The 13153-nt window shown below is 74.9% G+C and carries 11 protein-coding genes; 8 read left to right on the top strand and 3 right to left on the bottom strand.

The window, feature by feature from the left end; all coding sequences use genetic code 11:
- Positions 1–259 precede the first annotated feature (259 nt).
- The 3 genes from IF99_RS0125315 to IF99_RS0125305 form a co-directional block, all read right to left on the bottom strand.
- The gene (locus IF99_RS0125315; protein WP_030999696.1) at positions 260–487 is read right to left on the bottom strand and encodes a DUF3107 domain-containing protein; all 228 of its coding nucleotides are present in this window, start codon (positions 485–487) and stop codon (positions 260–262) included.
- A 242-nt stretch (positions 488–729) separates the two neighbouring features.
- On the bottom strand, positions 730–1380 hold the full coding sequence (locus tag IF99_RS0125310; protein WP_030999694.1) for a TetR/AcrR family transcriptional regulator: 651 nt from the start codon (positions 1378–1380) through the stop codon (positions 730–732).
- A gap of 249 nt (positions 1381–1629) precedes the next feature.
- The gene (locus IF99_RS0125305; RefSeq protein ID WP_030999692.1) at positions 1630–1851 is read right to left on the bottom strand and encodes a hypothetical protein; all 222 of its coding nucleotides are present in this window, start codon (positions 1849–1851) and stop codon (positions 1630–1632) included.
- Positions 1852–1999: 148 nt separating this feature from the next.
- On the opposite strand from IF99_RS0125305, the gene IF99_RS0125300 reads away from it, so the two are divergent.
- The 8 genes from IF99_RS0125300 to IF99_RS0125265 all read left to right on the top strand — a co-directional run bounded on the left by IF99_RS0125300 (position 2000) and on the right by IF99_RS0125265 (position 13149).
- Positions 2000–2956, top strand: coding sequence for an alpha/beta fold hydrolase (locus tag IF99_RS0125300; protein ID WP_030999690.1), 957 nt, complete (start codon positions 2000–2002; stop codon positions 2954–2956).
- 364 nt (positions 2957–3320) lie between these two features.
- The gene (locus IF99_RS0125295) at positions 3321–4673 is read left to right on the top strand and encodes a DUF3152 domain-containing protein (protein ID WP_030999688.1); all 1353 of its coding nucleotides are present in this window, start codon (positions 3321–3323) and stop codon (positions 4671–4673) included.
- A 92-nt stretch (positions 4674–4765) separates the two neighbouring features.
- Positions 4766–4858, top strand: coding sequence for an Ms4533A family Cys-rich leader peptide (locus IF99_RS35635; RefSeq protein ID WP_324604392.1), 93 nt, complete (start codon positions 4766–4768; stop codon positions 4856–4858).
- Between the two features lie 173 nt (positions 4859–5031).
- A complete protein-coding gene (locus IF99_RS0125285) occupies positions 5032–6801 on the top strand; it encodes an ABC transporter substrate-binding protein (RefSeq protein WP_030999686.1) in 1770 nt (589 codons plus the stop codon).
- 113 nt (positions 6802–6914) lie between these two features.
- A complete protein-coding gene (locus IF99_RS0125280) occupies positions 6915–8018 on the top strand; it encodes an ABC transporter permease (RefSeq protein WP_030999684.1) in 1104 nt (367 codons plus the stop codon).
- Positions 8015–9004 carry an ABC transporter permease gene (locus tag IF99_RS0125275; protein ID WP_030999682.1) on the top strand — a complete coding sequence of 330 codons (990 nt, stop codon included), beginning with the start codon at positions 8015–8017 and terminating at the stop codon, positions 9002–9004. Before IF99_RS0125280 ends, IF99_RS0125275 begins: the two co-directional genes overlap by 4 nt.
- Positions 9001–10650 carry a dipeptide ABC transporter ATP-binding protein gene (locus IF99_RS0125270; protein WP_030999680.1) on the top strand — a complete coding sequence of 550 codons (1650 nt, stop codon included), beginning with the start codon at positions 9001–9003 and terminating at the stop codon, positions 10648–10650. Before IF99_RS0125275 ends, IF99_RS0125270 begins: the two co-directional genes overlap by 4 nt.
- A gap of 252 nt (positions 10651–10902) precedes the next feature.
- Complete coding sequence (locus tag IF99_RS0125265; protein ID WP_030999678.1) at positions 10903–13149, top strand: DUF3492 domain-containing protein; 2247 nt, start codon at positions 10903–10905, stop codon at positions 13147–13149.
- Positions 13150–13153 lie beyond the last annotated feature (4 nt).

Below are 13153 nucleotides of genomic sequence, written 5' to 3'. Positions count from 1 at the left end.
CCCAAGGTCCCGCCCCACGGCTCCCCAAGTCCCCAGCGCCCCCCACCGTCGCCCCTGCCGACCCGCCGTCCCCCAGCGAACAAACGACCAGCGAGCGCAACCGTCGCCCAGCACAAGCCCCGGAATCACAAGCCCCACCATCCCCCCGAAATGCCAGAGGCGGCCCCCTCAGGGGACCGCCTCCGGAACGCCCGGTCTGCCGGGCTGAGCGGGCTGGATGCCCGCATGTGCCGGGCTGAGCGCCCGGCCGGTGGGGGGCTCAGGCGACGCCGAAGCCCACCTTGCGGGGAGTGGACTCGCCGATCTCCACGTACGCGAGCTTCGCGGCGGGGACGAGGATCTTGCGGCCCTTGTCGTCCTCCAGGCTCAGCAGCGGGGACGTGCCGCCGAGCGCGTCGGCCACGGCCTTCTCGACCTCGTCGGCGCTCTGCCCGCTCTCCACAACGATCTCGCGCGGCGCGTGCTGCACCCCGATCTTGACCTCCACGGCTATGTCCCTCCGACGGTCACCGATGTGCGCGACACAGCGCGCCGTACGCGCCCACATTAGCCCGGCGAGGGGACCCCGCTGAGCGGAGCCCGGCACGCCCTGAGCGAACAAGCGCGAGGCGGCCCCGTACGAGGCGGGCGCGGAACCACCCCGCGCCGCCGGTCGCCGGCTGCCCGCCGCCCGCCGCCGGGTGGTGCTCGCCTCAGTCGCCGGATGCCCGCCGCCGGGTGGTGCTCGCCTCAGTCGCCCTGCGCCTGCTCGCTCCCGTACAGCGGGAAGCCCGCGATGCCGCGCCAGGCGAGGGAGGCGAGGAGCTGGACGGCCGTGTCGCGCGGCACGCTGCGGTCGCTGTGCAGCCAGGAGCGGGCCACGACCTGTGCGAGGCCCCCGAGACCGGAGGCGAGCAGCATCGACTCGTCGCGCGAGAGGCCCGTGTCCTCCGCGATGACGTCGCAGATCGCCTCCGCGCACTGCGCCGTGACGCGGTCCACGCGCTCGCGCACCGCGGGCTCGTTGGTCAGGTCCGACTCGAAGACGAGCCGGAAGGCGCCGCCCTCGTCCTCGACGTAGCCGAAGTAGGCGTCCATCGTCGCCAGCACGCGCTGCTTGTTGTCCGTCGTCGAGGCGAGCGCCGCGCGCACCGCCTGGAGCAGCGCCTCGCAGTGCTGGTCGAGCAGCGCGAGGTACAGGTCGAGCTTTCCGGGAAAGTGCTGGTAGAGGACCGGCTTGCTCACCCCGGCGCGCTCGGCGATGTCGTCCATCGCCGCCGCGTGGTACCCCTGCGCGACGAAGACCTCCTGCGCCGCGCCGAGGAGCTGGTTCCGGCGCGCGCGGCGGGGCAGCCGGGTGCCCCTCGGGCGCGCTGCCTCTGTCTGCTCGATGGCGCTCACGCCGCCTCCCAGGTTCGTTGCCTTCGCGGAACGGTGCCCGCGCCCGCCATCGTACTTTTCGGTAACCGCCCTGCGCGCGCCCTGCGGGGGCTTTTCACCAGTCGGACAGAGGCTTTGTGCTGGTCACAGCGTTGTCGAGGCGATAGGGACGGGTTTGGTGGCGGTAGGGCGGTACGCGGCCCGCCCGGGTGCCCCCGGAACCGGCGTCACCGGTACGGGGGCCCCGGGGCGTCCGGGCGGGCCGGGCGGTCAGCGGTACTCCTCCTCGTCCTCCTCCACGACGAGTTCCTGCTCCGCGCGGTCCGCCTCGTCCACCGCCTCGTGTTCCTTGCGCTCCAGCGGGGGGTGCTCCTCCTCCTCGGCCTCGAAGGTCTCGGGCTCCTCCGGGTCCGCCTCGGACTCGAAGGCCACCGGCTCCTCCGGGTCGACCGGAGGCGTCTCGGCTCGCGGTTCCTGCGGATCGATCGTCATGGCACTCGCCTTTCCAGCCCGGGTGACACGGAGCGGACGGGGCACGGATCGCGGCCCTCGTCCTGATTGTCAGGGTACGTCCCACGCGTTCCCTGGTGTGACCGCCCGCACAGGCGCCCCGGGCGTGACCCTCTCGTAACATGGCCGCGTGTCCCCGGAACCGTTTTCCCTGCCCGCGGCCGCCGAACCCCGGGTGAGCCCCGTCCCTCTCGCCGCCGACGAGGAGCTGCGCACCCGCCACCTGCCGGGCCGCACGCTCGCCGTGCGCTCCGTACCGCCCGCGCGCGAGGGACTGCCGCCGGCCCTGTACGTGCACGGACTCGGCGGCTCCTCGCTCAACTGGTCCGCGCTCCTGCGGCTGCTGCGCGAGGACCTCGACGGCGAGGCGCTCGACCTGCCGGGCTTCGGGGACTCCCCGCCGCCCGACGACGGCGACTACGGCATCTCGGCGCAGGCCCGCTCCGTCGTCGCGCTCCTGGAGGCGGGCGGGCGCGGTCCCGTGCACCTCGTGGGCAACTCGATGGGTGGCGCCATCGCCACGCGTGTCGCCGCCGCGCGCCCCGACCTCGTGCGCACCCTCACGCTCATCTCGCCCGCCCTGCCGGAGATACGGGTGCAGCGCAGCGCCGTGCCCACCGCGCTGCTCGCCGTCCCGGGCGTCACCGCGCTCTTCAGCCGCCTTTCGCGCGACTGGACCGCCGAGGACCGGGTACGGGGCGTGCTCGCGCTCTGCTACGGCGATCCCGGGCGCGTCGACGAGGCCGGGTTCCGGCAGGCGGTCACCGAGATGGAGCGGCGCCTGGCGCTCCCGTACTTCTGGGACGCGATGACGCGCTCGGCGCGGGCGATCGTCAACGCGTACACGCTCGGCGGACAGCACAGTCTGTGGCGCCAGGCCGAGCGCGTCCTCGCCCCCACGCTCCTCGTCTACGGTGGCCGTGACCAGCTCGTCTCGTACCGGATGGCGCGCAAAGCGGCCAGGTCGTTCCGTGACGCGCGGCTGCTGACCCTGCCCGAGGCCGGGCACGTCGCGATGATGGAATACCCCGAGTCCGTCGCGGAGGCGATCCGCGCGCACGTGGGACGGAGCGGGCCGGCCGAGTGAGAAGGCCGGGTAGCGTGCTCCCTGCCCGGTAGGGGGCGCTTTCCGCGAATGCGGCGACTTCGCCCCGTACGGCGGCTACGTTGCCCGGAGCGGCGCGGCCCCCGCCCCGCGTACACCGACCCGTGTCGCGCACACGGCCTCAGGTGGCGCGGAAGCCGCCGCGGCGCGCGTAGCGTGCGGGGAGGAGCGTGCTCCGCGGACGGACGGGCCGCCGGACGGGGCGCGGACCACCGGGTGCCGGTGCCGGGCCAGGTGCCGGGGGGGCTGACGCCGAGTCAGGAACCCGGCTGCGACGCCGAGTTCGGACGACCCGGGCCCGGGAGACAGCGAGACGACAGCGCGAGACAGGAAGCCGAGGGACCGCGTGGGACGACACCGCCGTCCGCCGAACCCGCAGAACCGTACGCCGGGCGCTGCCCCCGCGCCGCCGTCCCCCGAGGCCACTCGCGCGCGATCCCGTGAGGTCCCGGCCCAGGGCGTCTCCGACGCGGCGCCGCGTGCCCAGGGCGCTCCGGTCCCCGCGCCGCGCGCGGTGGCCGGGGGACCGGCGTTCCGCGAGCCCCTGCCCCCCGAGCGGCCCGCGGCCTCCTCCGTGCGCGGCCCGCACCCCGAGGCCCCCGAGCCCGCGCGGCCCGGTGTGAGCGAAGGGCTGCTCGGTGCCGGGGACCCCGAGGACGTGGCGCACGAAGGTCCCCGGCGCGAGTACCTCGACGCCTTCGACCGGCCCTTCGGCGCCCCCGCCTCCCCCGCGCGCGCCGAGGGCGCCCAGCCCCGCGCGGACGACGAGGACGACGTCGACCTCTTCACGCCCCGTACCAGGACCGCGCCGCCCCCGGCCGCCTCCACGGGGGGCGGCGAAGGCGGCGAGGACGCGGACGGCCGGGACGGCGCGGGCGGCGGCCCCGCGGGCACGGCCGGGGCCGGGAGCGGCGGGCACAAGGGGCGGCTCCTCGCCGGGGCCTGCGCCGCCGCGCTGACGCTCGGGCTCGCGGTCGCCGTCTCCGGGCAGCAGCACGGTGGCGCGGCGCCGCTCGACGCGAAGGCGCAGGCCGCTTCGCCCTCCGTGGACGCGAAGCGGTCCGTGCCGAGCGAGCGCCCCTCGCCCCCGGCCCCGCCCACGTACGACGAGCTCATGGGCCGTACGTATCCGCTCGCCGCCGACGCCGAGGGGCCAGGGACCTTCACGACCGTCCCCGGCAGCGCGCGGGCCCCGCGCCAGGGCGCGCGGCTGCTGAGCTACCGCGTCGACGTCGAGGACGGGCTCGGGCTCGACGCCCAGCTCTTCGCCGACGCCGTGCAGAAGACGCTCAACGACGACCGCAGCTGGGCCCACGGGCGGCAGCGTGCATTCCAGCGGATCTCCGAGGGGCGGCCCGATTTCGTCGTGACCCTCGCGAGCCCGGGGACGACCGCCGACTGGTGCGCGAAATCGGGGCTCGACACGACCGTCGACAACGTCTCCTGCGACTCCGCGGCGACCCCTCGCGTCATGATCAACGCCTACCGCTGGGCTCAGGGTTCGACGACGTACGGGGACGCGATCCACCCGTACCGGCAGATGCTCATCAACCACGAGGTCGGCCACCGGCTCGGGCACAACCACGTCAGCTGCACCCGGGACGGGCAGCTCGCGCCCGTCATGCAGCAGCAGACGAAGTTCCTCGACCACGACGGCATCACCTGCCTGCCCAACTCGTGGCCGTTCCCGAAGGACTGACGGGGAGTCAGGCCGTGTGCGAGGCCGGTCCGGGTCCGGATGTGACCGGTCTCGCTTTGACACCTGTTCGTGTATCGATCATATTTTTTCGCATGTCGAACGCCCGCATGACGCCGCAGTACGCCTTTGAGCTCGCGCTCATCGGTGTCACCGCGCTGTGCGTGGCCGACATCATCTGTCTCTGACCCCGCGTTCCCCCGACGCCCGCCGCCTTCTTCCGCGGCCCCGCTTCGGTCTCTCCCACCACGCTCCGGGTCGTACCCCTGTCGCCCTGCCCTGTTCCAGGACGCGCGCCTCTCCCACCCCGGAGCGCCCCGCTCCGGCCCGTCGTGCCGGCCGCCCGTCCAAGGAATCCCGCATGTCCCGTTCCCCCCTGCCCGGCTCCGCCCGCAGATCCCTCCGTACGCGCGGGACCGCCGCGCTCGTCGTGAGCCTCGTCCTCGCCGGGGGCCTCGCCGCCTGCGGTCCCGACGACAGCGGCTCCCCCTCCTCCGGCTCGGCCAAGGGCGGCGGTACGGGGGCGAGCGGCGCCCCGCACCGGGGCGGCACCCTCACCGTCCTCAACGCGCAGCCCACCACCGACTTCGACCCCGCCCGGCTCTACACCTCCGGCGGCGGCAACGTCCCCTCCCTCGTCTTCCGCACCCTCACCACGCGGGCCCGGGAGAACGGCGCCGCCGGTTCGAAGGTCGTGCCCGACCTCGCGACGGACACCGGGACGCCGAGCGAGAACGCGACGGTGTGGACGTACCACCTCAAGAAGGGCCTGAAGTACGAGGACGGCTCGCCCATCACGAGCGCCGACATCAAGTACGGCATCGAGCGCTCCTTCGCCGGTGAGCTCTCGGGCGGCGCCCCGTACCTGCGCGACTGGCTCATCGGCGGCGCGGACTACCAGGGCCCGTACAAGGACAAGGGCAAGGGCCTGGACTCGATCGAGACGCCCGACGACCTCACCCTCGTCTTCCATCTCAACAAGCCCGAGGGCGAGTTCCCCTTCCTCGCCACGCAGACGCAGTTCGCGCCCGTGCCGAAGAAGAAGGACACCGGCACGAAGTACGAGAACCACCCGGTCTCCTCGGGCCCGTACAAGGTCGTCTCGAACGAGAACGACGGCGAGCGCATCACCCTCGCGCGCAACCCCCACTGGTCCGCGGCAACCGACGACCAGCGCAAGGCGTACCCGGACAAGATCGACGTCCGCTCGGGGCTCGACTCGGCCGTGATCAACCAGCGGCTCTCGGCCAGTGTGGGCGAGGACGCCGCGGCGATCACCACCGACACCAACCTCGGCCCGGCCGAACTCGCCAAGGTCACCGGGGACAAGAAGCTCGCCTCGCGCGTCGGCACCGGGCACTTCGGCTACACGAACTACCTCGCCTTCAACCCGAAGGTGAAGCCCTTCGACAACCCGAAGGTCCGCGAGGCCGTCGCCTACGCCGTCAACCGCACCTCCGTCGTCAACGCGGCGGGCGGCTCCGCGCTCGCCGAGCCCGCCACGACCTTCCTGCCCGACCAGAAGTCCTTCGGCTACACGAAGTACGACCCCTTCCCGGCCGGGGACAGCGGCAACCCGAGCAAGGCCAAGGAGCTGCTGAAGGAGGCCGGTTACGCCAAGGGCCTCACCGTCACGCTCTACCACAACAACGCGAAGAACTTCGCGACGAGCCCCGAGGTCGCCACCGCCCTCCAGGACGCGCTCGCCAAGGCCGGCATCACGGTCCGCCTCAAGGGCCTCGACTCCAGCGACTACAGCGACACCGTCTACAGCGTGAAGACCCAGCCCGGCGCCTTCCTCGCCGGGTGGGGCGCCGACTGGCCCTCCGGCGGCCCCTTCCTCGGCCCGGTTTTCGACGGCCGCCAGATCGTCAAGGACGGCTACAACTTCAACTCCGGCCGCCTGAACGACCCCGCGGTCAACAAGGAGATCGACGAGATCAACAAGGTCACGGACCTCGACGCCGCGGCCAGGCGCTGGGGCGCGCTGGACAAGAAGATCGGCGAGCGGGCCCTGATCGTGCCGCTCTTCCACCCCGTCTACAAGCGCCTCGTCGGCACCGCCGTCAAGAACGTCGTGATCAGCGACTGGACGGGTGTGCTCGACATCTCGCAGGTCGCCGTCAAGTAGCGCCGCGCGAAGGGAGGGACGGGCCGGGACGCCGCGCACCGGCGTTCGGCCCGTCCGTCCCCCGCGCTCCCGCCCCGTCCTCCCCACCCCCGATCACGGCGGTACCCCTCACCATGTCCGAAGCACTCCTCACCGCCGGTGGCGGCGGGGCCCCCGGCGGGCCCGCGCCCGGGGCCCGCACCTTCTGGCGACGCCTGCGCGCCCGCCGCTCGGCGCTCCTCGCGGCCTGCGTCGTCCTGCTCCTCGTCCTCGTCGCCGTCCTCGCCCCGCTGCTCACCGCGCTCGAAGGCCAGGACCCGACGACGTACCACCCCTCGCTCATCGACTCCGCGACCGGCGGCGTACCGATCGGCTCCTTCGGCGGCGTGAGCGGCGGCCACTGGCTCGGCGTCGAACCGCAGACGGGCCGCGACCTCTTCGCCCGCCTCGTCTACGGCGCCCGCGTCTCGCTCGGCATCGCCTTCCTCGCCACCACGATCCAGGTGATCCTCGGCGTCGGGCTCGGCCTCGCCGCCGCCCTCGGCAACAAGCTCGTCGACCAGCTCATCAGCCGCGTCACGGACATCACCGTCGCCCTTCCGATGAACATCCTCGCCCTGGCCCTGCTCGCCGTGGCCCCCGGCTTCCTGCCCCGCGCCGTGCTGCTGGCGCTCATCATGGGCCTCATCGGCTGGACCGGGACCTCGCGCATCGTCCGCGCGCAGGCCAAGTCGCTCGCCGCGCTCGACCACGTCGCGGCGGCACGACTGAGCGGCTGGAACACGTGGCAGATCGCGCGCCGCGAACTGCTGCCCTCGCTCGCCGCACCCGTCATCGGCTACACCGTGCTGCTCTTCCCCGGCAACATCATCACCGAGGCCGGGCTCTCCTTCCTCGGGGTCGGCATCATCCCGCCGACGCCCTCGTGGGGCCAGATGATCACCGACGCCAACACCTGGTACCAGGCCGCGCCCACCTACCTGCTGCTGCCCGCCGGGCTGCTCTTCCTCACCGTCCTCTCGCTCACCGTCCTCGGCGAGGGCGTCCGCACGGCACTCGACCCGCGCGCCGAGTCCCGGCTCGCGACGGGCACCCGGAAGCTGCGCGGGCGACTGCGCGGCGGCCGGGCGGGGAACGCGGCCCGGACGGATACCGGCGCGCCGGACGCGGCCCCGCCCCGCACCGGCGCGCAGGCCCCCGTGCCCGCTCCGCGCGACGACGAAGGGGACGCCCGGTGACCCGCTTCCTGGTCCGGCGACTCGTCGGCGCGCTCCTCGTCCTGCTCCTCCTCTCCGCCCTCGTCTACGCGCTCTTCTACGTCATCCCCGGGAACGTCGCGCAGACCATCTGCGGCCCCCGCTGCTCGCCCGCGCAGGTCGCCCAGGTCCACGACAGGCTCGGCCTCGGGGACCCCGTGTGGGCCCAGTACTGGCACTTCCTCCAAGGCGTCTTCGCGGGCCGCGACTACTCCACGGGCACGGGCAGCGAGCACTGCGGCGCGCCCTGCCTCGGCATGTCGTACCGCAGCGGGCAGCCCGTCACCTCGCTCGTCGCCGACAAACTGCCCGTCTCGGGCTCGCTCGTCGTCGGGGCGTTCGTGCTGTGGCTGATCCTCGGCGTCGGGACGGGCATCCTCTCCGCCTGGCGGCGCGGGCGGCCCACGGAGCGCGTCCTCACCGGCATCACGCTCGCCGGGACCGCCACGCCCGTCTTCGTCATCGGGCTCGTGCTCATCATCGTCTTCTGCTCCACGCTCCAGTGGCTGCCCTTCCCGACGTACGTGCCCTTCGGGCAGGACCCCGAGCAGTGGGCGTGGAACCTCGTTTTGCCCTGGTTCTCGCTCGCGCTCATCGAGTCGGCGAAGTACGCGCGGCTCACGCGCGGCGCGATGCTGGAGACTCTCGCCGAGGACCACGTGCGCACCTTCCGCGCCTACGGCGTCAGCGAGCGCTCCCTCGTCGTGCGGCACGCGCTGCGCGGGGCGCTCGCGCCCGTCATCGCGATGAGCGCGCTCGACGTGGGCACGATGTTCGGCGGCGCGACCCTCACCGAGTCGCTCTTCGGCATCCCCGGGCTCGGCCGCGCACTCGTCCAGGCCGTGCAGGTCTCCGACCTGCCGGTCGTCGTCGGCGCCGTCCTGGTGATCGGCTTCTTCGTAGTCCTGGCCAACGCCGTCGCGGACGTCCTGTACGTGGTGGCCGACCGACGGGTGACCCTCGCATGACCGTCTCCGACGAACCCCTCCTCGATGTCCGCGAACTCACCGTCGACTTCGGGGCGCTGCGCGCCGTCGACCACGTCTCCTTCAGCCTCCGCGCCGGGGGCGCGCTCGGCATCGTGGGCGAGTCCGGGTCCGGCAAGAGCGCGACCGCGTACGCCCTCCTCGACCTCCACCGCGGTACGGGGGCCCGCGTCGGCGGCAGCGTGCGCCTGGCCGGGACCGACGTGCTCACCGCCCCCGACCGCGCACTGCGGCGGCTGCGCGGCGGGACCGTCGCGATGGTCTTCCAGGACCCGCTCTCCTCGCTCGACCCGTACCACGCGATCGGCGACCAGATCGCCGAGGTGCACCGGCTGCACAGCGGCGCCTCGCGGCGGGCCGCGCGCGCCCGCGCCGTCGATGTCCTCGACCGCGTCGGCATCCCCGACGCCGCCCGGCGCGCCCGCTCCAGGCCCCACGAGTTCAGCGGCGGGATGCGCCAGCGCGCCCTCATCGCGATGGCCCTCGCCTGCGCGCCGCGCCTCCTCGTCGCCGACGAGCCCACGACCGCGCTCGACGTGACCGTGCAGGCCCAGATCCTCGACCTGCTCCACGAGTTGCGCGCCGACGAAGGGCTCGGACTCGTCCTCGTCACGCACGACGTCGGGGTGGCGGCGGGCAGCGTCGACGACGTCCTCGTCATGAAGCAGGGGCGCGTCGAGGAGCGCGGGCCGGTGCGCGACGTGCTGGGCGCGCCCCGCGCGCCGTACACGCGCGCCCTGCTCGGCGCCGTCCCCCGGCTCGACGGGCCCGCGGCCCGCACCCGCGCGCCCGAGGGCGAACCCCTCGTCACCGCACGCGAGTTGACCAAGGTGTACGGGCGCGGGCCCCGCGCCGTCACCGCGCTCGAAGGGGTCTCGCTCACCGTGCGGCCCGGCGAGAGCGTCGGCATCGTCGGCGAGAGCGGCAGCGGCAAGACGACCCTCGGACGCATGCTGGTCGGGCTCCTCGAACCGAGCGCGGGCACCGTCGCGTACGGGGGCGCGGCGGCGGCCCGCGAAGGGCGCCGCCCCGCCGTGCAGATGGTCTTCCAGGACCCGGCGTCCTCGCTCAACCCGCGCCGCGGCATCGGCGAGTCGATCGCCGACCCGCTGCGCGCCCGCGGCGACCGCGACGAGCGCGCCATCCGCGCCCGCGTCGACGCCCTCCTCACCCGCGTGGGACTCGATCCCGCCCACTACGACCGCTACCCGCACGAGTTCAGCGGCGGCCAGCGCCAGCGCGTCGGCATCGCCCGCGCCCTCGCCCCCGAACCCGCCGTCCTCCTCGCCGACGAGGCCGTCTCGGCACTCGACGTCACGACCCAGGCCCAGGTCATCGCGCTGCTCGACGAGTTGCGCCACGAACTCGGCCTGGCCCTCGTCTTCGTCGCCCACGACCTCGCCGTCGTCCGCCAGGTCACCGAGCGCGTCCTCGTCCTGCGGGCGGGAAGGCTCGTCGAGGAGGGCCCGGTGGACCGCGTCTACGCCGACCCCGCCGACCCGTACACCCGCCGCCTCCTCGACGCGGTCCCCGTCCTCGACGCGGCGGAGGCCGCGCGACGGCGGGCGCGACGGCGCACGGCGCTCGCGGCGGCGGAACAGGGGCCGGCGACCACCGCCCGAGTGTGAGGGCGCGCGCCGCCGGACGGAGCAGTCCCGGGCGCCCCGGAAAGGGGCGCCCGGGCGGCCTCGCGCGCACGTAGGCCCGCTTTCGCGCCCCTAAAACGCCCCCGCCCGGGATTGGTTACGACTCTTCACCCCTTCCGGTGGTCCGACGGACAACCGTCCGCCGGACCACCCGTACCTGCGCATACCTTCGTCCCGCTGTGGGTCGCCGACCGAAGGGCGGCCCCGTGACCGGGAGATCGGGGGTGCGCGCCCGTGCGCATAGGACTGCTGACCGACGGCGGCTATCCGTACGTCGACGGCGAGGCGAGGCTCTGGTGCGACCGCCTCGTGCGCGGCCTCGACACGTACGCGTTCGACCTCTACGCCTTCAGCCGCGGCAGCCGTCAGGAGGACCTCGGCTGGGTCCGCCTGCCCCCGCACGTGCACCGGGTCCGTACCGCCGCGCTGTGGGACGCGCCGCAGGAGTGGCCGCGTCCCGGCCGCCGCGTGCGCCGTGCGGCCCTGGAGCACTTCGCGGCGCTCACCACCACCGCGTGCGCGGCGGCGGCCCCGGCCCCGCCGCCGCTTCCCGCGCCGCCCGCGCCGGGCCCCGCGAAGGCCCCGGGCGGCCTCCTAGGTCTCACCGCGCTCGCCGGGATCGCCTCCACGACCTCCTCCGCGCCCGCCACGGCCCCCGCGCCCGCACCGCCCGTGACGAGCCCCTTCACCGAGGCCCTCCTCGGCCTCACGGCACTCGCCCAGGACCACGGCCCGCTCTCCGGGCTGCTGCGCTCCGAGGCCGCCGTGCGCGTCCTGGAGCACGCCTGCCGTGCCCCCGGCGCCGTCCCCGCCGCGCGCCGCGCCCGCGTCCCCGACCTCCTCCTCGTCGCCGACCTCCTCGAACGCGCCCTGCGTCCGCTCGCGCTCGACTGGTACGACGAGGACGGACTCGGCGGTGTCGCCCTGTGCCACGCCACGAGCGGCGGCATCGCCGCGCTCCCCGGGCTCCTCACCCACCACCTGCACGGGGTCCCGCTCCTCGTCACCGAGTACGGCGTCCGGCTGCGCACCCTCTACCTCGACGGCGCCCGCCACCTCGACGAGGACGAGGCGACCACCGCGCGCACCCTCGGCGCCCCCGTGCGCGCCGTGCTCGGCGGCTTCCACCGCGCGCTCGCCGCCGACGTCTACCGCGCCGCGTCCCTCGTCACCGCGGGCAACGCCCACGCGCGCCGCTGGCAGGAACGCTGCGGCGCCGACCCGGCGAAGCTCCGCACGGTGTACCCGGGCATGGACGCCGAGCGCTTCGCGCGGGTCGCCGGGGCCGCGCCGAGCGGCGCGTCCGGCCGCCCGCGCGGGGGCGACTCCGCGCGGGCGGGAGGCGTCGAGGCTGTGGGCGCCGTCGGCGCCGCGCCCGTAAGGTCCGGCGGCACCGAGTCCGTGGGCGAGAGCCGCGCCGGGGCCGGGCGAGCGCGGGGTGCCGTGCCCCTGGACGCCGAGGCCCCGGCCGCGCCGGAGGCGTGCTCCGCCGAGGCCGTCGAGGTGCGGATCGCCTACGTGCCGGGCGAGGTCGAGCCGCTCGGCGGGCGCGCGCGGCCGTACCGGGGCCCGGGGGAGCGGCGCGCACCCGTGCTCGTGCGGGCCTTCGCGCGGGAAAGCGCCGCGGCGGAGGCCGCGCCCCGCCCCGTACCGCCCTTCGACGAGAGCGCGCCTCGCAGTGGCTGGGACCTCGTGTGGGTCGGGCGGATCGAGCCCGCCAAGGACCTTCACACGCTCCTGCGCGCCTTCACGACGGTGCACGAGGCGGAGCCGCGCGCCACACTGCGTCTCGTCGGCACCGCCGAGGACGACGCGGCCCGCGCCTACCTCGACTCCTGCCGCGCCCTCACCGCCGAACTCTTCCCCGCCGACCCCGGGGGGCGCCCCTGCCCGGTCCGCTTCGACCTCGACGCACGGGGCGGGGAGGACGGGGCCGAGGCCGAGAGCGGGGGCGCGCCCGAGTCCGCGCCGGGGGCGGGGGCCGTGCCCGAGCCCGCGCCTGGGTCCGGTGCCGTGCCCGCGTCCGTGCCCGGCCCCGACCTCGCCGAGGTCTACGCGGGTGCCGACGCCGTCGTCCTGTCCAGCACCGTCGAAGGCTTCCCCATCAGCCTCGTCGAGGCCATGTTCTGCGCCCGCGCCACCGTCTCCACCGATGTCGGCGCCGTGCTCGAAGTCGTCGGCGGCACCGGCGTCGTCGTCCCGCCCCGCGAGCCCGCCGCGCTCGCCGCCGCCTGCCTCGGGCTGCTCCGCGACCCCGAGCACCGCGCGCTGCTCGGCGCGGCGGCCCGCGCCCGCGCCCTCGAACTCTTCACCGTCGAGCAGAACGTCGCCGCCTTCCGCGCGATCTACCAGGACCTCACCGAAGAGCGCCCCGCGTTCCCCGGGCCCCCCGCCGAGGCCCGCGTCCCCGGCGCCCGCGTCCCGTCCTGGGCGGCCCGCGACCTGACCCCGACCGGGCGGGCCATGGAGGCCACCCGATGACGCG

This window comes from Streptomyces sp. NRRL F-5630 (assembly GCF_000719475.1).
Lineage (GTDB): Bacteria > Actinomycetota > Actinomycetes > Streptomycetales > Streptomycetaceae > Streptomyces.
This window is presented reverse-complemented; position numbering and strand designations above follow the sequence as displayed.